The organism is Geodermatophilus sp. DSM 44513 (assembly GCF_032460525.1).
GTDB lineage: Bacteria > Actinomycetota > Actinomycetes > Mycobacteriales > Geodermatophilaceae > Geodermatophilus.
Window position 1 is genome coordinate 2,962,866 of record NZ_CP135963.1, and the last position, 18,657, is coordinate 2,981,522.

General features: G+C 74.7%; 19 protein-coding genes. 2 read left to right on the top strand and 17 right to left on the bottom strand.

Annotated elements, in window-relative coordinates:
* Positions 1–12: 12 nt before the first annotated feature.
* The 7 genes from RTG05_RS14345 to RTG05_RS14375 all read right to left on the bottom strand — a co-directional run bounded on the left by RTG05_RS14345 (position 13) and on the right by RTG05_RS14375 (position 7,481).
* Positions 13–1,359, bottom strand: coding sequence for a class-II fumarase/aspartase family protein (locus RTG05_RS14345; RefSeq protein ID WP_166525681.1), 1,347 nt, complete (start codon positions 1,357–1,359; stop codon positions 13–15).
* Positions 1,360–1,382: 23 nt separating this feature from the next.
* Positions 1,383–2,528, bottom strand: a complete 1,146-nt coding sequence (locus tag RTG05_RS14350) for an acyl-CoA dehydrogenase family protein (RefSeq protein ID WP_166525682.1) — start codon at positions 2,526–2,528, stop codon at positions 1,383–1,385.
* Between the two features lie 61 nt (positions 2,529–2,589).
* Positions 2,590–4,119: a tripartite tricarboxylate transporter permease gene (locus tag RTG05_RS14355; protein WP_166525683.1), complete on the bottom strand. Its 1,530-nt coding sequence runs from the start codon at positions 4,117–4,119 to the stop codon at positions 2,590–2,592.
* The gene (locus RTG05_RS14360; protein ID WP_166525684.1) at positions 4,116–4,658 is read right to left on the bottom strand and encodes a tripartite tricarboxylate transporter TctB family protein; all 543 of its coding nucleotides are present in this window, start codon (positions 4,656–4,658) and stop codon (positions 4,116–4,118) included. Before RTG05_RS14360 ends, RTG05_RS14355 begins: the two co-directional genes overlap by 4 nt.
* A 74-nt stretch (positions 4,659–4,732) precedes the next feature.
* Positions 4,733–5,737: a Bug family tripartite tricarboxylate transporter substrate binding protein gene (locus RTG05_RS14365; protein ID WP_166525685.1), complete on the bottom strand. Its 1,005-nt coding sequence runs from the start codon at positions 5,735–5,737 to the stop codon at positions 4,733–4,735.
* An 85-nt stretch (positions 5,738–5,822) separates the two neighbouring features.
* A complete protein-coding gene (locus tag RTG05_RS14370; RefSeq protein WP_315912579.1) occupies positions 5,823–7,130 on the bottom strand; it encodes a UGSC family (seleno)protein in 1,308 nt (435 codons plus the stop codon).
* A gap of 66 nt (positions 7,131–7,196) precedes the next feature.
* Entirely contained in the window at positions 7,197–7,481 is a 285-nt protein-coding gene (locus tag RTG05_RS14375) for a UGSC family (seleno)protein (protein WP_166525686.1), read from the bottom strand.
* Between the two features lie 318 nt (positions 7,482–7,799).
* Here RTG05_RS14375 and RTG05_RS14380 point away from each other — a divergent pair, with 318 nt between their 5' ends.
* Both RTG05_RS14380 and RTG05_RS14385 read left to right on the top strand, forming a co-directional pair.
* On the top strand, positions 7,800–8,471 hold the full coding sequence (locus RTG05_RS14380) for a GntR family transcriptional regulator (protein WP_166525687.1): 672 nt from the start codon (positions 7,800–7,802) through the stop codon (positions 8,469–8,471).
* 46 nt (positions 8,472–8,517) lie between these two features.
* The gene (locus RTG05_RS14385; RefSeq protein WP_166525688.1) at positions 8,518–8,757 is read left to right on the top strand and encodes a hypothetical protein; all 240 of its coding nucleotides are present in this window, start codon (positions 8,518–8,520) and stop codon (positions 8,755–8,757) included.
* Between the two features lie 8 nt (positions 8,758–8,765).
* On the opposite strand, the gene RTG05_RS14390 is transcribed toward RTG05_RS14385, so the two are convergent.
* The 10 genes from RTG05_RS14390 to RTG05_RS14435 all read right to left on the bottom strand — a co-directional run bounded on the left by RTG05_RS14390 (position 8,766) and on the right by RTG05_RS14435 (position 18,610).
* Positions 8,766–9,989, bottom strand: a complete 1,224-nt coding sequence (locus tag RTG05_RS14390) for an MFS transporter (RefSeq protein WP_208104575.1) — start codon at positions 9,987–9,989, stop codon at positions 8,766–8,768.
* Positions 9,990–10,040: 51 nt separating this feature from the next.
* Entirely contained in the window at positions 10,041–10,805 is a 765-nt protein-coding gene (locus RTG05_RS14395) for an SDR family NAD(P)-dependent oxidoreductase (protein WP_166525689.1), read from the bottom strand.
* A 78-nt stretch (positions 10,806–10,883) separates the two neighbouring features.
* Entirely contained in the window at positions 10,884–11,297 is a 414-nt protein-coding gene (locus RTG05_RS14400; RefSeq protein ID WP_166525690.1) for a universal stress protein, read from the bottom strand.
* Between the two features lie 52 nt (positions 11,298–11,349).
* On the bottom strand, positions 11,350–11,583 hold the full coding sequence (locus RTG05_RS14405; protein WP_166525691.1) for a hypothetical protein: 234 nt from the start codon (positions 11,581–11,583) through the stop codon (positions 11,350–11,352).
* On the bottom strand, positions 11,580–12,458 hold the full coding sequence (locus RTG05_RS14410) for a 3-hydroxyacyl-CoA dehydrogenase family protein (protein ID WP_166525692.1): 879 nt from the start codon (positions 12,456–12,458) through the stop codon (positions 11,580–11,582). The genes RTG05_RS14405 and RTG05_RS14410 overlap by 4 nt, the downstream gene beginning before the upstream one ends.
* A complete protein-coding gene (locus tag RTG05_RS14415) occupies positions 12,455–13,234 on the bottom strand; it encodes an enoyl-CoA hydratase/isomerase family protein (RefSeq protein ID WP_166525693.1) in 780 nt (259 codons plus the stop codon). The genes RTG05_RS14410 and RTG05_RS14415 overlap by 4 nt, the downstream gene beginning before the upstream one ends.
* The gene (locus RTG05_RS14420; protein ID WP_166525694.1) at positions 13,231–14,142 is read right to left on the bottom strand and encodes a DUF6282 family protein; all 912 of its coding nucleotides are present in this window, start codon (positions 14,140–14,142) and stop codon (positions 13,231–13,233) included. Before RTG05_RS14420 ends, RTG05_RS14415 begins: the two co-directional genes overlap by 4 nt.
* Positions 14,143–14,166: 24 nt before the next feature.
* Positions 14,167–15,144 carry an NAD(P)-dependent oxidoreductase gene (locus RTG05_RS14425; protein WP_166525695.1) on the bottom strand — a complete coding sequence of 326 codons (978 nt, stop codon included), beginning with the start codon at positions 15,142–15,144 and terminating at the stop codon, positions 14,167–14,169.
* Complete coding sequence (locus RTG05_RS14430) at positions 15,141–16,541, bottom strand: MmgE/PrpD family protein (protein ID WP_208104576.1); 1,401 nt, start codon at positions 16,539–16,541, stop codon at positions 15,141–15,143. Before RTG05_RS14430 ends, RTG05_RS14425 begins: the two co-directional genes overlap by 4 nt.
* The gene (locus tag RTG05_RS14435) at positions 16,538–18,610 is read right to left on the bottom strand and encodes an acetate--CoA ligase family protein (RefSeq protein WP_166525696.1); all 2,073 of its coding nucleotides are present in this window, start codon (positions 18,608–18,610) and stop codon (positions 16,538–16,540) included. The genes RTG05_RS14430 and RTG05_RS14435 overlap by 4 nt, the downstream gene beginning before the upstream one ends.
* Between the last annotated feature and the right edge of the window lie 47 nt (positions 18,611–18,657).

An 18,657-nucleotide genomic window follows, 5' to 3' on the forward strand; every position in this document is an offset into this window, starting at 1 on the left:
CCGGGGCGCCCCTCAGCCGGGTGGGGTGGCGGCGGCGCGCGCCATCTGCGCGGCCAGCCCGGTGTAGCGCAGCGGGTCCAGGTGCCGGTCGACGGCGTCCTCGCCGAGCACGGAGCGGACGGTGGCGTCGGCCTTGAGCGCCTCGGCGAACGGGGCGCCGGTCTCCGCGCAGCGCATCGTGATCTCGTAGACGAGGTCGTGGGCCCGGTGGCGGCCGATGACCTCGGCCAGGCCGAGCATCACCGACTCGGCCATGATCAGCCCTCCGGTCAGCCCGGTGTTGCGGCGCATGCGGTCGGCGTCGACGACGAGCTGGTCCAGGACCCGGCGGGAGTCGGCGGCGATGCCACCCATGAGCAGGAACATCTCCGGCAGGAACTCCCACTCGGCCTGCCACAGGGCCTTGTCGCGCTCGTGCTCCTGCATCATCACGTCGTAGCCGAGCTGCGCCTGCGCCTTGAGGACCACCGCCTTGGCGACGATCGACTCGCTGAGCGCGGGGTTGCGCTTCTGGGGCATGGTGCTGGAGCCGACCCTGCCCTCGGGGAAGGCCTCCTCCAGCTCGCCGAACTCCGTCTTCTGCAGCTGGTACACCTCCCGGCCGACGCGGCCCAGCGTGGTGCCGGCCATCGCCAGCCAGCCGGCCACCTCGGCCACCCGGTCACGGGAGGAGTGCCAGCAGATCTCGGGCACGCCGAGCCCGAGGTCCGCCAGCGCCCGCGCCTGCACCTCCGGGCCCACCTCGCCCACGAACGCCATCGTCCCGACGGCGCCGGCGAGGCTGCCCACGAGGACCCGGGGACGCAGCTGGGCCAGCCGCTCCAGGTGGCGGTCGACCTCGGCCAGCCAGGTGGCGACCTTGTAGCCGAAGGTGATCGGGAGCGCCTGCTGGCCGTGCGTGCGCCCGGGCATGACGGTCTCGGCGTGCTCCGCGGCGAGCTGCCGCATCCGCTCCCGGACGGCGGCGAGGTCCTCGGCGATGACGTCGAGCGCGCGCTTGGCCCGCAGGGCCGTGCCGGTGTCCACGATGTCCTGGGTGGTCGCCCCCCAGTGCAGCCAGCCGCGGTGCTCCTCGGCGCAGAGCTCCTGGTAGCGGCGCAGGAACGGCATCAGCGTGTGGGACGTCGCCCTGACCCCCGCCCCGAGTGCCGCCAGGTCGAAGTCGTCGACGACACCGCGCCGGGAGATCTCCTCGGCGGCCGCGCGTGGCACCAACCCGACCTCGGCCTGGGCGCGGGCCAGCGCGCTCTCGGTGTCGATCCAGGACTGCACCACGCTGCGCGCGGAGAAGACCTCCCGCACGCGGGGCGTGGACCAGCTGTCGGCGAACAGCTCGGAGTCGATGACGTGCCCGGGCATGGTCCTCTCCTCGTTCGGGGGAGCTACCTGCGCTGGTCGAACCGCCGCTCGAACACCGACTCGGCGATCCGGTTGCGCAGCATCTCCAGCGAGCCACCAGCGATCATCCAGCCGCGGGTGCGGCGCAGGCAGTACTCGACCAGCGAGTCGGTGCTGTAGCCAAGCCCGCCCATGACCTGCAGCGCCTCGTTGGCGCACTCGAAGCCGGCGGTGTTGCAGGCCAGCTTGGCCACCGAGGTGTCGTAGGCCGAGGGCAGCCCGTCGTCGGCGCTGCTGGCCGCCTTGTACAGCAGCAGCTGGGCGGCCTCGAGCTTCACGGCCATGTCCGCGAACTTCCACTGCAGGCCCTGGAACTCGCACAGCGCCTTGCCGAACTGCTCCCGCACGAGGGCGTGCTCGCGGGCCTCGTCGTAGGCGTAGCGGCCCAGGGCCAGTGCCCGGGCGGAGTTGCCGATCCGCTCCACGTTGAACCCGGAGATCTGCTTCTTGAAGCCGCCGGGGCCCAGCAGCAGGTTCTCGGCGGGGATCCGGCAGTCCTCGAAGACCAGCTCGGACCACTCCTCGCCGCTCATGTACTCGTGCTTGGCGCCGACGGTGAGGCCCGGCGTGCCCCGCTCGACGAGCACCGAGCCGATGTTGGCCGTGCCCGGGCCGAACCGGACGTAGACCAGGTAGAGGGTGGCGTCGGGGCTGTGCGTCCCGTAGATCTTGCTGCCGTTGACGACGTACTCGTCGCCGTCCCGGACGGCGGTGGTGCGCAGCTCGGTGGCGGCGGAGCCGGCCTCGGACTCCGACATGCCCAGCGAGATCAGCTTCTCCCCGGACAGCAGCCCGGGCAGGAACCGCTGCTTCTGCTCCGGGGTGGCGTACTCGGCCAGCGTGCGGATCGCACCGAAGCTGCCGGCCTGCACGATGTCGGCTGCCTTGGGTGAGGCGGCGGCGACCTCCTGGATGGCGATGACGGCGTCCATGAGCGAGGCGCCCTGCCCGCCGTCCTCCTCCCGGAGCGTGAGGCCCAGCAGGCCGTTCTTGGCCAGCTGCCGGGCGACGTCCCAGGGGTAGCCGCGCTGGTGGGCCAGCTCCACCGCGGAGTCCCGCAGCTCCGAGCGGGCGAAGTCACGCACCGCGGCGGCGAACGCCCGCTGGTCCTCGTCGAGCCGGAAGTCCATGCCCGTCCTCTCTGTCGTGCGGTGTCGGGTGGGTCGTGCGGTGTGCCAGGTTCCGGCGGGGTCAGTCCTCGACCTCGAGCTTGACCTTCTCCGCCTCGGCGCCGATGAGCCGCCGGCGGACCAGCCGCCAGAGGCCGCCGCCGAACATCACCACCAGCGCGAGGGCCCAGATGGCGATGGCGATGGGGCTGTCGAGGAAGTAGCCGAGGTCCCCGCGGCTGAGGAACATGCCCTCGCGGAAGTGCTTCTCGATGAACGGCCCGAGCACCAGGCCCACGATGAGCGAGGCCATCGCGAAGTCCAGCTTGCGCAGCAGGTAGCCCACCGCGCCCATGACCACCAGCACCCAGACGTCGAGCATGCTGCTGCGGGTGCTGAAGGCGCCCAGCACGGCGATGACCAGGATCCCGGGCATGAGCATGCTCTTGGGGATGCGCAGCAGGCTGACCCAGACCCCGACGAGGGGCAGGTTCAGGACCAGCAGCATGACGTTCGCGACGTACATCGACGCGATGAGGCTCCAGAAGATGTCCGGCCGCTGCTCGATGAGCAGCGGGCCGGGCTGGATGCCCTGCACGACCATGGCGGCCAGCATCAGGGCGAAGGTGGCCGAGAACGGCAGCCCGAGGGACAGCAGCGGCACGAGGCTGCCCACCGCCGCCCCGTTGTTGGCCGCCTCGGGGCCGGCGACCCCCTCCACCGCCCCGGTGCCGAGCTCGTCGCGGTGCTTGGAGACGGCCTTCTCCAGCCGGTAGGAGCTGAAGCTGGACAGGGTGGCCGACGGCCCGGGGAGCAGGCCGAAGAAGAACCCGAGCGCCGAGCCGCGCGCCCACGGCGCCCAGGCCCGCCGCCAGTCCTCCCGGCTGGGCATCAGCTCGCGCAGCCGCACGCTGCGCACCTTGGCCGCGCGGTCGGGGTCCTCGACGATCATCAGGATCTCGGCGAGGCCGTAGAGCCCGACGGCCACCGGGACCAGCGAGAAGCCGAGCGCCAGCTCCTGGAAGCCGAAGGTGAAGCGGAAGACGCCGGTGATCTGCTCCACGCCGACCGTGCCGATCATGATGCCGAGCACCATCGGGAAGTAGCCGCTGGCCGGGCTGCCCCCGGCCACCCGGGCCAGGACCAGCAGCCCGCCGCCGGTCAGGGCGAGGTACTCCGCGGGGCCGAAGAGCAGGGCGAACCGGGCCACCAGTGGCGACACGAGGGTGACCAGGACGATCGCGATGGTGCCGGCGATGAACGAGCCCACGGCCATGATCGACAGCGCCGGCCCGGCCCTGCCCTGCCGGGTCATCTCGTAGCCGTCGATGGCGGTCACCACCGACGCCGACTCCCCGGGCATGTTCATCAGCACCGACGTCGTGGACCCGCCGTACATGGACCCGGCGTAGACCCCGGCGATCATGATCAGCCCGGCCGCCGGCGGCAGCGTGAACGTCAGCGGCAGGATCAGCGCGGCACCGGCCACCGGGCCCAGACCCGGGAGCACCCCGATCGCCGTCCCGGCCGCCGCGCCGACGAACGCGGCGACCAGCAGCTCCGCGGTGAAGACGAGCTCGAGCCCGTACAGCAGCCCCTCGACCGGGTTCACAGGAACAGCGCCCCGATCGCACCGGTCGGGCCGAGCAGGCCCTCGGGCAGCCGCACCCCGAGCAGCTCCACGAAGAACGCCGAGATGGCCACGCCGATCGCCGTCCCGTAGAGGACGTTGCGCGGCCACGACCGGGTGCCCAGCACGGCGAGCGCGGCGATGACGAACAGCGAGGAGGCGATGTACTGGCCGAGGAACTGGTACAGCGCGACGAACGCGACCAGGGCCGCCGACACGAGCACCACGGAGCGCCGCTGCCGACCCGCCGGGAACCGGACGTCGCCGCTGACCTGGTCGGTCAGCAGGGCCTCGGCGATGGTCAGCACGGACACCACGACCATGCCGATGCCGACGACGAGCGGGAACACCCCGGCGCCGGGCCGGTCCTGGGTGCCGAAGGACAGGGTGGACCAGGTGTACCAGCTGAACCCGGCACCCAGCAGCAGGCCGAGCACCCCGGCGATCACCCGGCCCCTGCGCTTGCTGTCCAGGGCCGGCCGCCGGCCTCGGTCGGCCTCGGTCACGTCCTGCCGGCTCATGCGTTCACTTCCCGTGGTCGGTCGCGGGCCCGGCCGCGGTCCCGGGAGGGACCGCGGCCGGGCCTGTCGTCGGGTCAGGCGTCGGACTCCTCGATCTCCGCGAAGACCGGGCGGTAGTCGTCGATCTCCTGCGCCAGGTCGTCGAGCTGGATCGGGTCGACCACGTAGCCGTTCTCCTCGGCGAACTGCCGGAACTCCTCGGAGGTGACGATGCGCTCGGAGACCTCCACCAACGTGTCGCGGCACTCCTCGTCGAGGTCCGTGGGCGCGATGGTGTAGTAGGCAGCGGGCATCGAGACGCCCTCGTACTCCTCGCCGATCAGGGGGAGGTCGGGCAGCAGCGGGTACTCCTCGTCGTAGAACACGCCCAGCGGCCGGAGGTCCCCGGACTCCACGAAGCCCTGCATCGAGGGGTAGAAGGTCCCGATCGACTCGATCTCCCCGGAGACCGCCGCGGTGAGCGCCTCACCGCCGCCCCCGCTGAAGGGCACGCGGTTCAGTTCCACGCCGGTGCGGATCTCGAGCAGCTTGGCGTTGGTGTCCGGGGTGCCGCCGGCGCCCGAGGTCGCGTAGCCGATGCCGTTCGGGTCCGCCTCCGCCGCGGCGATGAACTCGTCGAGGGTCTGCCACGGCGTGTCCGCGTTGACCGCGAGCACGACGGGGATGTCGCCGAGCTTGACCAGGGGCGTGTAGTCCTCCGTCGTCTGGAACGGCAGGTCGGGGTTGAGCGCGGCCTGGTTGGCCAGCGCCTGGTGGTTGGACAGGCCGAGGGTGTAGCAGTCCGGCTGTGCCGTGACGATCCCCGTCGTGCCGATCGTCGCCGCGGCGCCCTCGCGGTTCTCCACGATGACCTCGACGCCGAGCTCCTCGCTCAGCTGGCTGGCGAACTGCCGGCCGATCGGGTCGGTCGAGCCGCCCGTGCCGTAGGGGATGATGTAGGTGATCGGCCGGTTGGGCTGCCAGGCCTCCCCGTTCCCCCCCGCGGCGGCCTCACCACCGCCTCCGCTGTCGCTCCCGCAGGCGACCAGGGCCAAGGCGCTGGTGATCGCCAGCGCACCGCGCAGACCGCGCTCGGACATCTTCGATCTCCTCGTCGTCGAGTGGAAGGGCCGTGCAGACCGGGGGGACGGCCGCCCGGGGGCGGCGCACCGGGACGGCGTGGGCTCACCCATCGGGGGCCCCGCCGGGTCGTGGCGCGGTCACGTCGACCGTGACCGCCTCGGTGGTGCCGAAGGTGGGCACCAGCACCGAGTGCTTGCCGGGACCGCCGGCCACCATGACCAGCAGGCTGTCCGGACCGTCCAGCACCGGGACGACGCCGTCGCCCGGCACGCCCGCGAAGACGTGCGGCGCGGTGCGCCGGTAGCGGTCGAGGTTGCCCGCGGAGACGCCGGCCAGGCTCACCCGCGCCCGCGGGTGGGCGTGCACCGCCTCCTGGATGCGGCGCCGGTCGTACCCGTCGCGGGCCAGCACCTCGGCGTGCTCCGGCCCGAGCACCAGCAGCACCTGCCCCCGCAGGTAGAGGTTGTTGTGCCCCAGGTTGGCCAGCGTGCCGGCGATCGCGGTCAGGATGCCGGCGGCGTCGGTGCTGCCGTGGTCGTTGACGTTGTGCGGGCCCTCCCCGCCGTGGACCGTCACGGCGCCGGCCGGCCCGCCGCCACGGGCCTCGTGGAAGGTGGCGAAGGGGGAGGCCGCGGCGTTCTCGGCGATGCAGTAGGCGTACTTGCCCGGCGTGCCGTGGGTGGCACGGTCGGTCTCGCCGGGCCGCGCCTCTCCGATGTTCTGCAGCACCAGCCGCAGCGCCCGGCCGACACCGGCGTTGGCCCGGTTGCCCTGCCCGAACACGTTGGCCCCGGCGTTGAAGCCAAGCTCGGCCACGACCGGGCCGTGCACGACGACCAGCGGGGTCACCGGGTGCGTGGTGGTGGTCAGCGCCTGCAGGTTGAACCGCGGCTCGAGCACCGCCTGCACGGCCGCGACGACCACCGGGGTCAGCTCGGGCGGGCACCCGGCCATGACCGCGTTGGCCGCGACCGCGGCCACGGTGGCGCCCCGGTTCGACGGCGGGACCAGCCCCAGGACCTCGCCGGCGTCCCGGCCGGTGGCCGCGACGGCGCGGGCCACCAGCTCCTCGGTCGGGGGCACCATCGGCAGCCCGTCGGCCCAGCGCCGCTGCTCGGCGAAGGAGAGGAACGCGAGCACGTCACCGGGGGCCTCGTGCACGGTGGCGGTCGGCCCGGTGGTGGGCACGGTGGTGGTGGGCACGGTGGTGGTGGGCCCGGTGGCGACCTCGTCGGGCGGGGTGAGCAGCGCCGCGGCCACGGCGTCGACCGCGGCCGCGAGGCGGTCGTCGAGCTGCTCGGGCCGCACGCCGCCGATGGGGTGCGCCACGGTGACCACGGCGAGGGACTCCAGCCCCTGCTGGCGGGCCACGGCGCGGGCCAGCGGGAGGAACGGCTCCGTGGCGACCATCACCGTCGGGATCCCTCGGCGCTCGAGCTCGGCGGAGTCGTGGACACTCCACGACGTGCAGGAGCCCTAGTCACCGACGCCCACGATCGCTGCGTCGAAGTTGCGGAACCGGTCGAGGACCTCCGCGGCGAAGGGGTGCGAGGAGTTGGGCTTGTCCGCTCGCACCGGCTCCTGGGTGCCGAAGCGGACGGCGAGGTGGCGGCCGAGCTGCCCGACCACGTGCGCGGCGTTGGGCTTGCCGTTGTCCAGGACCGCGATCCGCGCCCCGGCCAGCGAGGCCGCCCGCGGCGACGTGGCCGCCCGTGGCGTCGGCGGCGCGCTGCCCGACGGGTCGACGATCCGCACGTCCATCCTGGGCGACCTCCGCTCGACGGGGAGGCGGTGACCCCTGGGGCCCCCGCCGGTCTGTGCCAGCGCGCGATGGACGCTATAGGATGTATGTGATGTGGACAACAACGTTCACCAAGTCGTGATCGTGCCGGGCGGGCGCCGCGGACGGCTGGCGCCTCCTCCTCGCGGGTGTGGCCGCCGGACCCCGGCCTGGCCGTATCGTGTATAGGGCCGGTGGCCGGACGGCGCGTCGACCGGGCGCGTGGCGGGTCGCCGGATCGGCACGCACCCGGGGACGACCGCGGAGCGGACGCGCACGACGACGAGGACGGTGCCGGCATGACCGAGACGCAGCGGGCTCACGGCGGGGCGGCGCAGGGGCTCACCGGCCCACCCCTGAGCAAGACCGAGTACGTGCTGCAGCGGCTGCGCGAGGACATCGCCAGCGGCGTCGTCGTGCCCGGGACGTCGCTGCGCCAGAGCGAGATCGCCACCCGCTACGGGGTCAGCGCGACCCCGGTGCGGGAGGCGCTGCGGCTGCTCGAGGCCGGCGGGAGCATCAGCTACGCGCCGCACCGCGGCGCGACGGTCCGCGAGCTGTCCCCCGAGCGGGTCCGCGACGTCTACCTGCTGCGCGCCGAGATCGAGGCGCTGGCCACCGCGGTCGCCTGCGAGCGCATGACCGACGAGCAGTTCGCCCGCATCGAGGCCGTGCACGAGGAGATCCGGGGCTACCGCGGCGGGGACGGCGAGGAGCTCGCCGTGCTCAACCGGCGGCTGCACTTCACGATCTACCACGCCGGGTCCGAGCTGATCGCCTCGCACGCCTCCAGCCTGTGGTCGCTGTTCCCGCCCCGGGTCACCATCTGGGCCGACCCGGAGGCCGCGGAGGCGCTGGCCGCCGACCACGACGGGATCATCGCGGCGCTGCGCGCGCGGGAGCCGGTGCTCGCCCAGCAGCGCGCCCGCGACCACGTGCTGCACGCCGCCGCGCTGCGCGAGCACCTCTAGCCGGCACCCGACCCGCACCACCACGTCGACGTCCCGAGGAGGACCCGTGTCAGCAGCGACCGAGGCCGAGCAGGAGCTCAGCACGATGCTCGACGAGGGGGTGACCGTGCGACTGGTGGACACCGGGGACGGCGTCTACCAGCTGCACCTGGCCGTGGACGAGGCCGTCTGCGCCGACTGCCTGGTGCCCGACCCGACCCTGGTCGCCATCGCCACCGACGCGCTGGCCCGCCGGGGGGTGCCGGTCGCCGCGATGTCGGTGCTGCGGCCGGCCGCGCACGCCTGAGCGCCGCCTCAGCCCGGCGACGACGGCGCGGCCCGGCGGGAGACCAGCGCGGCCACCCCGAGCACCGCGCAGGACAGCCACCAGGCCCCGGCCGCACCCGCGGACGCCGCGACCACCCCGGCCAGACCGGGCACCGCGACCTGGCCGACCCGGTTGGCCACCATGCGCAGGCCCAGCACGCTGCTGCGCGCGTTGTCCGGGACGGCCAGCGCCAGCGAGCTCATGGTCAGCGGCTGGCCGACGCCCAGCAGGAAACCGCCGACGACGAGGGCCGCGGCCATGCCGCCCACGCCGATGCCGGCGACGGGCACCACGGCCAGCACCACCGCGGAACCGGCCGCGCTGAGCACGATGAGCTGCTCGCGCGAGCGCCAGCGGAGCATCACGCCCAGCAGCAGCCGGGAGGAGATGGTCGCCGCGGCGCGCAGCCCCAGCAGCACGCCGACGACGGCCGGTGAGATCCCCCGCCGCTCCCCGATCAGGGGCAGGTAGGCGGTCAGGATGTCGACGGTGGACAGCAGCGCCAGGCTGGCGAACATGCCCGCGCCCACGCCGCGGTGGCGCAGCAGCTGCGCGGTCGACTCGACCGGCGGCGGTGCCGCCCCCGCCGGCCGTCGCGGCGCCCGGGGGGTGCGCAGCGCGATCAGCACGACGAGGGGCAGCGGCAGCAGCGCGATGCCGGCGGCCACCCAGAAGGCGGTGCGGCTGGCCGCGACCAGATCGGCACCCGCGGCGTCGCCGAGCAGCGCGCCGACCAGCAGGGGGCCGAACAGCTGGCCGACCGCCACGGCGGCGGTGAAGAAGCCGAAGAAGCGGTCCAGCTGGTCGTCGTCGGACCACCGGGCGATGACCCCCTGGCCGGCGAACATGACGACCAGCTGACCGAGCCCGAGCACCGCGCTGCTGGCCGCCAGGGCCGCCAGGCTCCCGGTGGTGGACATGAGCAGGGTCCCGCCGGCGGAGAACAGCAACCCGCCGGCGAGCAGCAGGCCCAGGCCGCGGAGCCGGTCGGTGAGCCGGCCCAGCGGGAGGGCCACGACCAGCGGCAGCACCGCGAAGGCCGCCGTCACCAGGCCGACGGCGAAGGCGTCGCCGCCCAGGCCGATGACCCGGTAGGTGACCAGCGGCCGGCTCAGGTGCAGCGCGGTCTGGGCCAGCACGCCGACCGCGAGCAGGGGCAGCAGCCAGCGCGGGGACCGGCCCTCGCGCACCTGCCGACCCCGGCTGCCCACCGCACCTCCTCCGCCCGCTCCCGACCGCCTCCGGCCCCGCCCCCGCGCCGGTCAGGTGACGAGGAACTCGCCGCCGTTGACGTGCACCGCCTGGCCGCTGATGTACTCCCCCTCGGCCACCAGGAAGCGGACGGTGGAGGCGACGTCCTCCACCGAGCCCGCGTGGCGCACCGGGATGCCCTTGGCCCGCTCCTCGTAGGACAGCGTCGGGTACCACTCCGCGGGCCGGGTGGTGTGGATCAGCCCCGGGACGACGGTGTTGACCGTGATGCCGGCCGGGCCGAACTCCAGCGCCAGGGCCTTGGTGAACCCGTGGATGCCGGCCTTGACCGTGACGCCGTGCGCCCGGTTGAGGATCCCGGAGAACCCGTCCCGGCCGGAGATGTTGATGATCCGCCCCCAGCCGGCCTCCACCATGCCGGGGATGGCCGCCTGGGCGCAGTGGAACGCCCCGGTCAGCCCGATGCCCAGGACCCAGTTCCAGTCCTCCGGCGTGATCTCCAGGAACGGCTGGTGCGGGCGCACCGCGGCGTTGTTGACCAGGACGTGCACCGGGCCGAGCTCCGCGGTCCCCCGCTCGAACACCGCCCGGACGTCCTCGACCCTCGACACGTCCCCGGTCACCACGATCGCCCGGGACCCGAGCGCCCGCACCTCCTCGGCGGTCTGCTCGCCCTCGGCCACGTTCTGCCGGACGTTGACGATCACGTCGGCCCCCGCGGCGGCCAGCTGCCGGGCCATCGCCCGGCCGATGTTGCGTCCGGCACCGGTGATGAGCGCCGTGCGCCCGGCCAGGGGCCTGCTCGCGTCTGCCATCGACTCTCCTCGTGCTCTCGGGACCGCTGCCCGTGGAGCGGCGGTCGGCTCCAGGTCCTGCAGGGGTGCCAGCGCCGCTCAGCGCGCCTTGACGGCCAGCACGGGCACGGTGGCGTCGAGCAGGATCCGTTGCGCGTTGCTCCCCATGATCAACTTCCCGACGGCGCTGCGCTGCCGGATGCCGATCACCAGCAGTGCCGCACCGGCCTCCTCGGCCGCGGTGACCAGCTGCTCACTGGGGCTGTGCTCGGAGCCCAGCTCACGGATCTCGTAGTGGACCCCGCTGGCGTCCAGCTGCGTGCGCAGGTCCGCGACGTCCTCCTCACCGACCCGCTTGGCGTCGGCGAACCCGTCGGAGCCGGCCGAGTTGACGACCAGCAGGCCCGTCCCGCGCAGCCGCGCCTCCTCGATGCCGTGCTCGAGGGCGGCGCGGCCCTGCGGGCTGGGCACGAACCCGACGACGACGGGCGCGGTGGACGACGGTGCGCTCATCTGCTGCTCCTGGATGACTGCTCGGGGCGGAGGGGACGGGGTCCGGGGCCGGTCACGACGCCGGTCCGGGACGGGGTGGTCGGCCGCCCGGCTCCGTCCCCCGGCGGTCGAGCCGGCGACGGAGGGCGAGCAGCCGCACGTTGAGCAGGGTGGCGACGGCCAGGACGAGCAGCCCGGCGAGCGGCTGCCCGCCCACCAGCAGCAGGCCGCTGATCAGGAGCAGCGCCACGAGGATGCCGTGGAGCACCGGCAGGCGGGACCGGCGCGGGCCGGCCGGCCCGGTCACGTCCGGCTCCAGTCGTAGAAGCCGCGGCCGGTCTTGCGGCCGAGCTCGCCGCGGGCGACCTTCTCGGCCAGCAGGTCCGGTGGCGCGAACCGCGGGCCCAGGGTGGCGGCGAGGTGCCGGGCGATGCCGAGCCGCACGTCCAGGCCGACCAGGTCGGTGAGCCGCAGCGGCCCCACCGGGTGCTTGTAGCCCAGGGTCATGGCCGCGTCGATGTCCTCCGCCGAGGCGACGCCCTCCTCGACCATGCGGATCGCCTCCAGGCCGAGGGCCAGTCCCAGCCGGCTGCTGGCGAAGCCCGGGCTGTCCCGCACCACGACCGGGGTCTTGCCGAGCGTGCCGACCCAGCCGGTGGCGCGGGCGACGACCGCCGGGGCGGTCCGCTCCCCCACCACCACCTCGACGAGCAGGCTGGCCGGCACCGGGTTGAAGAAGTGCAGCCCCAGCGCGCGCCCGGGCCGCTGGAGTGCCGCGGCCAGCCGGGTGACCGGCAGGCTGCTGGTGTTGGTCGCGATCACCGCGTCGGCCGGCACGGCGGCCTCCACGTCGGCGAACACCGCGGCCTTGAGGTCGACGTCCTCCGGGACGGCCTCGACGACCAGGCCGCTGCCGGCGAGCGCGGCGGCGGAGGTGGCCACCTGGAGCCGGGCGAGGACGTCGTCCACCGTGTCCGCCAGGGCGCCGCGCTCCGCGCTGCGCCGCACCGCCTCCGCCACCCGGTCCCGCGCCGCCGGCAGGGCGCCGGCGTCGGCCTCGACCAGCACCACCTCGCTCCCGGTGAGCAGCAGCGCGTGTGCGATGCCGGCACCCATCCGGCCACCGCCCACGACGCCGGTCCGCGGCGGGAGGGGCACCGGCGCCGGCTCGGCGGCGCTCACCGGCCCCGCCACCGCGGTGCCCGCTTCTCGGCGAAGGCGCGCACGCCCTCGACACGGTCCTCGCTGGAGTACGGGTCGGGCCGGACGTCCAGCCGCAGCGCCGCGGCCGGTGACTGGTGCAGGCCGGCCTGGATGACCGCCTTGTACCGCCGGATGGTGAGCGGGGCGTTGGCCAGCAGGGTGCGCACGTAGCCCTCGGCGGTGTCGGCGAGCTCGGCTGCGGGCACGACGCGGTTGACCAGGCCCCAGCGCTCGGCCTCCTGCGCGGAGACGGTGCGGCCGGTGTAGAGCATGTCGTAGGCGATGCCCAGGGGCACCAGCCGCGGCAGCACCACCGAACCGAAGTTGGCCCCCATCCCGCGCAGCGCCTCGGGCAGCGCCAGCCGGGCGTGGTCGGCAGCGATGCGGACGTCGCAGGCCATCGCCAGCTCCAGCCCGCCGCCCATGGCCGCGCCGTTGAGCGCGGCGACCGTGGGCTTGCGGCACTCCAGGACCACCTCGAAGGGGTTGCGCAGCGGCTGGCGCATCGGCGAGGGCGGGGGCCCGCCGGCGGCGTCCTGCCCGGCCAGCTCCTTGAGGTCCCGCCCGGCGGAGAACGCCTGGTCGCCGGCGCCGGTGACCAGCACCGCCCAGACGTCGTCATCGGCGTCGAACCGGACGAACGCCTCGACCAGGCCGGCCATGACCTCCGCGCCGAGGGCGTTGCGCCGCTCCGGCCGGTCGATGGTGACGTAGCCGACCCGGTCGCGGACCTCGACCCGCAGTCCCTCGCTCACGCGCCGGCCTCCGCGGTGGCCGCGGGTGCGTCGAGGGCGAGCGCCGCGGTCGGGTTGTGCACCGTCATCGCCTCGACGTCGGCGTGGGTGAACCCGCGGGCCCGCATCGCCTCGACGTACTGCTGCAACCCGACCACGGGCGAGACGTTGTGCGCCTGGCCGAAGTCGGTGGCCATGACCGTGCTGTCGACGCCGACGGTGCGCACGGCCTCGGCGATGCGCTCCAGCGGCACCTCGTCGCTGGTCGGCAGGGTGACGGCGAAGACCCGCTCGAACCAGACGCCGCCGAGCTCGGCGAGCTGGAGCTGGTCGTCCAGGCCCAGGCCGACGCAGGAGTGCTCGGGGTGGGTGACCAGCACGTTGGGCACGCCGCGCCGGCGGGCCTCAGGCACCACCCGCACGATCTCGGCCGGCCCGATGTGCCCGGTGGCCAGCGTGGCGCCGGCGGCCGCGATCAGGTCGAGGACCTGGCAGACGTCGGCGGTGGGACGCCCCTCGTCGTCCAGGACGCTCAGGCCCGGGCCCTCGATGCTGCCCAGCCGGGCGAGGTTGCCGCTGGCGATGCCCTTCTCCGCGGCGTGCCGGACCTGGTTGGCCGCGGTGATGGTGGGCAGCCACACCACCCGGCCGCCGAGCCTGAGCACCGTGTCCACCGCGTGCGGGTTGATGCCGCCGGTGGCCTGCACGTTGAGCACGACGCCGCCGAGGACCTGGGTCTCGGTGGCGTGCTCCTGGGCCATCGTGGCCCGGGCGGCGGTGACGGTGTGGTGGCTCTTGAGCACCACCGCGCGGTAGCCGGCCTCGTCCACGGCGCGGGCCAGCTCGGAGTCGGTCATCAGCCGCGGGATGACGTCGGGGGCGGTGTGCACGTGGGTGTCCACCAGGCCGGCGGGCCAGGTGCGGTTCATCGACGTCCTCCTCGGGCGGCGCGGTCAGACGACCAGGTCCTCGACCGGTTCCCCGGCCCAGAACCGGCCGACGTTGTCGAGCACGGCCTGTGCCTTGCGGACCGACGTGGTGCGGGTACCGGCCGCGCAGTGCGGCGTCACCACGACGTTCGGCAGGCCGAGCAGCGGGTGGTCCGGCGCCACCGGCTCCTGCACGAAGACGTCCAGCCCGGCCGCGGCGGGGCGCCCGGCGCGCAGCGCGGCCACCAGGTCGTCCTCGACGACCAGCCCGCCGCGCGCGGTGTTGACGAAGACCGAGTGCTCGCGCATCAGGTCCAGCAGGCGCGCGCCGACCATGCCGCGGTTCTCCGGCAGCAGGGGGCAGTGCAGGCTCACCACGTCCGACCCGGCGAACAGCTCCTCGAGGCCTCCTGCCGCGCGGACCGGCCGTCCTGCCCACTCCGGGCCGAGCGGGCCGTCGGTGCGCCGGTGCACCAGCACCTCGCTGCCCAGCGCCAGGACGGCGCGGGCGACGGCCTGGCCGATCCGGCCGAAGCCGACCAGCCCGACGGTGGCGCCGTGCAGGCCGACGGAGCTGCCGCGGTACTCCCACTTGGGCCAGCGGCCGGCCCGGGCGACCTCCTCGTGCAGCCGCACCAGGTGCCGCCCGGCGGCCAGCGCGAGCAGCACGGTGTGCTCGGCGACCGACTCGGCGGTGCCCGCGGTGCACACGGCCAGCGCCACGCCGTGCGCGCGGAGCTCGTCCTGGTCGACGGCGTCGAGCCCGACGCCCTGGCGGTGCACCAGCCGCAGCCGCGGCGCGGCGTCCAGGTGCGCCCGGGTCAGCGGGGTGTTGTCGGTGTGCACGACGACGTCGACGTCGGGGAGCAGCCGCAGCTTGCCCTCCTCGTCGTCCCGGTCGCGCAGCGCGCTCAGCCGCCAGCCGGCAGGGAGCCGCTCGCGGTAGAGGGCGCTGATCGGGCCCTCGGGGCCCCAGAAGAGCAGGTGCGGGCCGGCGCTCACCGGACGTCGCCCGGGGCCCCGAGCAACGCGAACAGCCGCGCCGGGTCGTCGAGGGCCCAGACGGCGGCGGCGATGTCGGCGCAGCGCCGGTCCCCGACGACCGGCCCGGCCAGCCGGTGCAGCTTGCGCTCGAGGTCGGCGTCGCTCATCGGGTTGCTCGGCTCGCCGTAGGGCTGGTCGATGCGCAGCACCCGCTCGCGGCCACCGGCGCGCACGGTGACCCGGGCCGGCCGCATGGCCGGGTAGTCGCGGACGCAGTCCTCGGCCTCCTCGACCTCGACGACGTCGACGATGCGGGCGATCCGCGGGTCCGCGCGCGCCTCGTCGCCGAAGTGCTCGAGGCCGGGGACGCCGTGCACCACCGTCGTCGCCACCGCGTACGGGATGCTCATCTGCGCGGAGATGAGGTCGTCGATGCGCTTCCCGCCGTGGCGGGCGGCCGCGGGGAAGGTCTCCACCCGCACCGACTCCACGCCGGCCGGGTCGAGCGGCTCCTCGGCGGCCATGGCCAGGATCGCGTCGATCGGGCCGTGCAGGTGCCGGCAGCAGGGATAGGGCTTGACGTACATCCCGAGCATCCGCCAGTCGCTGCCCAGGCCCCCGACCAGGTGCTCGGCGTCGTACCGGTCGTCGGCGAAGGCGTGCAGGTAGCCGTTGGGCCCCTCGAGCACCGTCGTCGGGCCGGTGAGCCCGCGCACGGCCAGCTCGGCGCTGACGATCCCGTCGCGCGCGGCCTTGCCCGGGTGCAACCGCTTGACCTCGCCGCCGCCGTGCAGGAACTCGAACAGCCCACCGGCGTGCGAGCCGGCGATGCCCAGGGCGTCGGCGAGGGCGGCCCGGTCGGCGCCGAGCAGCCGGGCCGCGGCGGCCGCGGCGCCGAAGACCCCGTTGACCGGGGTGTTGTGGAAGCCGCGGCGCCAGGTGGCCGGGTGGCCGGCACCGCCGATGCGGCAGGTCAGCTCCAGGCCGACCGCCATGGCCAGCAGGAGCTCCTCGGGGTCGGCGCCCCGCGCCTCGGCGACGGCGAGCACCGCGGAGCCGATCGGGCCGCCGGGGTGGGTGCTGCCCGGGGTGTAGCCGTCGTCGACCTCGAGCCCGTGCGTGGCCGTCCCGTTGACCAGGGCGGCGCTCGGCGCGGTGGCCCGCAGCGCGGTGCCGAGCACGGTCGCCGGCCCCGGCCCCTCGGTCTCGGCGACGAAGCGCTGCACGATCCGCGCCGCCCCGGAGGTGGAACCCACGAGGGTGGCGGCGACGTAGTCCAGCAGCACCCGCTTGGCCTGGTGGACGACGGCGTCGGGCAGGTCGGCGGGACGCAGGCCGGCGGCCCAGTCGACGAGCTGGGCGGTCAGCGCCGGGCGCGCGCCCGGTTGCGCGGGGGCCGGCTGCAGCGCGGTCACCGGGCGGCCCCCGCCCCGTGGGCGCGCAGCGCGCGGGCGCCGGCCATGACCGCGGCCACGGCGAGGGTCGCGCGGTCCGGGGCGTCCAGCACGTGCACGGCGTTGTCCCGGTAGACCTCCAGTGCCTGCGGGGCGAGCTGCGCGCCGCCGTAGCGGGAGACGTAGAGCGGGATGTCCAGCCGGTCCCGCATGGCGACCACCTTCTCCGCGATCTTCGCCGCGTACGGGTCGGCGTTGGTGGTGAACTGCAGCAGCAGCGCGTCGTACTCCCCGCGCTCGGTGAGCGCGGTGATGAGCTCCTCGAAGGCGTCGGGCTGCGTGATCATCTGGTAGCTGCAGTCCAGGGGGTTGCGCACCGCCGCGTAGGAGGGCAGGTGCGGCCGGACCGCCTCGCGGGTGGCCTCGGACAGCTCCGGAAGCTGGATCCCGGCGGCCTCGCCCTCGTCGGCGATGATCGAGCAGGCCCCGCCGGAGAAGGTGACCGCGACCAGCCGGTCGCCCGCCGGCAGCGGCTCGAGGGCGGCCAGCGCCACGGCGTCCTCGAGCACCCGCAGCGAGGGCACGCTCACCATGCCGGCCGCCCGGACGACGGCCTCACGGACGGCGAAGGAGCCGACCATGGCGCCGGTGTGGCTCAGCGCGGCGGCCCGGCCGCGGTCGGAGCGGACCGCGTTGTAGGCGAACATCGGCTTGCCGGCGGCTGCCATGCGCCGGCCGGCGGCGATGAACCGGGACCCGTCCTTGACGTCCTCGAGCAGCAGTGCGACCGATCGGGTGTCCTCGTCGCGGGCCAGCCACTCGAGGTAGTCGGCGATCACCAGGTCGGCCTCGTTGCCGGCGTGGATCCAGTAGCTCAGCCCGACCCGCTCCCCCATGAGCCGCGTGCCCAGGCAGCTGCCCAGCGCACCGGAGCTGCTGAGCAGGGCGACCCCGCCCTGGACAAGGTCCTCCTCGAGGCCGCCGGAGATCGAGGCGGTGAGCCTGCGGAACGGGGCCACCACGCCCATGTCGTTGGGGCCGGCCAGCGGCACCCCGCCCTCCCGGAGCACGCGGGCCAGCTCCTCCTGCGCGGCCCGCCCCTCCTCCCCGACCTCGGCGAAGTCCGAGCTGTGCACGATCACGCCGCCGACCTGCTTGTCCACCGCCTGGCGGGCGACGTCGAGGACGTGGCGTCCGGGCACCGTGATGCAGACCAGGTCCGGTGAGCCCTCGACCTCGGCCAGCGAGGTGTGGCGCCGGCGGCCGCGGACCTCCCCGCCGGAGGGGTGGACCGCGTCGAGCCGGCCGGGGAAGCCGTGGTCGTCGAGGTAGCGGAACAACCGGGCACCGACCTTGTGCGGGTCGTCGGAGACGCCGACCACGACGACGTGCCGCGGGCGCAGCATCCGGTCCAGGTCGTAGCTGGCCCGCTCCGCCGGTGGCGGCTCGTCGGTCCGGATCACCCGGGCGTCGACCACGGCGACGCCCTGCCCCGCGTGGCCGACCATCACCGGGTTGAGGTCGAGCTCGACGATCGCCTCGTCCTGCTCGACCAGCCGGGAGACCGCGACGACGGTGTCCACCAGCGCCTCGAGGTCGCGGCCGGGCTCGCCGCGGAAGCCGTCCAGCAGCGGCCAGGCCCGCAGCTGGCGCAGCGCGGCCCGGGCCTCGTCCCGGTCCAGCGGTGCCATCGTGGTGACGATGTCGTCGTGCACCTCGGTGGCGACCCCGCCGAGGCCCACGACGACCGCGGCCCCGAGCTGCGGGTCGCGCCGCGCGCCCACCAGGATCTCCAGGCCGCGCACCTGCTCCTGCAGGACCAGCGGGTAGGCCTGCGGCCCGAGGCGGGCGACCATGTCCTCCGCCGTGTCCACCACCGCCGCGGCCGAGCGCAACCCGAGGACGACGCCGCCGGCGTCGGTCTTGTGCAGCAGGCCGCCGGCCTTGAGGACGACGGGCGCGGCGCCCAGCTCGGCGAACGCGGCGCCCACCCCGGCCACGTCGTCGACGGACGCGCTCCGGGCCAGCGACACACCGGCGCTCCCCAGTAGAGCGGCCACCTGGGCGGGCGGCAGGGCCTGGTGCGGCACGGCGGGGCCTCCTCGGGGGTGAGCTGTCACACATCCTATACAGTGTG

What these genes read in the sequence shown, in the direction of transcription:
- RTG05_RS14345 (WP_166525681.1), bottom strand. Translation starts at nt 1,359, where the DNA reads ATGCCCGGGCACGTCATCGACTCCGAGCTGTTCGCCGACAGCTGGTCC.
- RTG05_RS14350 (WP_166525682.1), bottom strand. Translation starts at nt 2,528, where the DNA reads ATGGACTTCCGGCTCGACGAGGACCAGCGGGCGTTCGCCGCCGCGGTG.
- RTG05_RS14360 (WP_166525684.1), bottom strand. Translation starts at nt 4,658, where the DNA reads ATGAGCCGGCAGGACGTGACCGAGGCCGACCGAGGCCGGCGGCCGGCC.
- RTG05_RS14365 (WP_166525685.1), bottom strand. Translation starts at nt 5,737, where the DNA reads ATGTCCGAGCGCGGTCTGCGCGGTGCGCTGGCGATCACCAGCGCCTTG.
- RTG05_RS14370 (WP_315912579.1), bottom strand. Translation starts at nt 7,130, where the DNA reads ATGGTCGCCACGGAGCCGTTCCTCCCGCTGGCCCGCGCCGTGGCCCGC.
- RTG05_RS14375 (WP_166525686.1), bottom strand. Translation starts at nt 7,481, where the DNA reads ATGGACGTGCGGATCGTCGACCCGTCGGGCAGCGCGCCGCCGACGCCA.
- RTG05_RS14380 (WP_166525687.1), top strand. Translation starts at nt 7,800, where the DNA reads ATGACCGAGACGCAGCGGGCTCACGGCGGGGCGGCGCAGGGGCTCACC.
- RTG05_RS14395 (WP_166525689.1), bottom strand. Translation starts at nt 10,805, where the DNA reads ATGGCAGACGCGAGCAGGCCCCTGGCCGGGCGCACGGCGCTCATCACC.
- RTG05_RS14400 (WP_166525690.1), bottom strand. Translation starts at nt 11,297, where the DNA reads ATGAGCGCACCGTCGTCCACCGCGCCCGTCGTCGTCGGGTTCGTGCCC.
- RTG05_RS14420 (WP_166525694.1), bottom strand. Translation starts at nt 14,142, where the DNA reads ATGAACCGCACCTGGCCCGCCGGCCTGGTGGACACCCACGTGCACACC.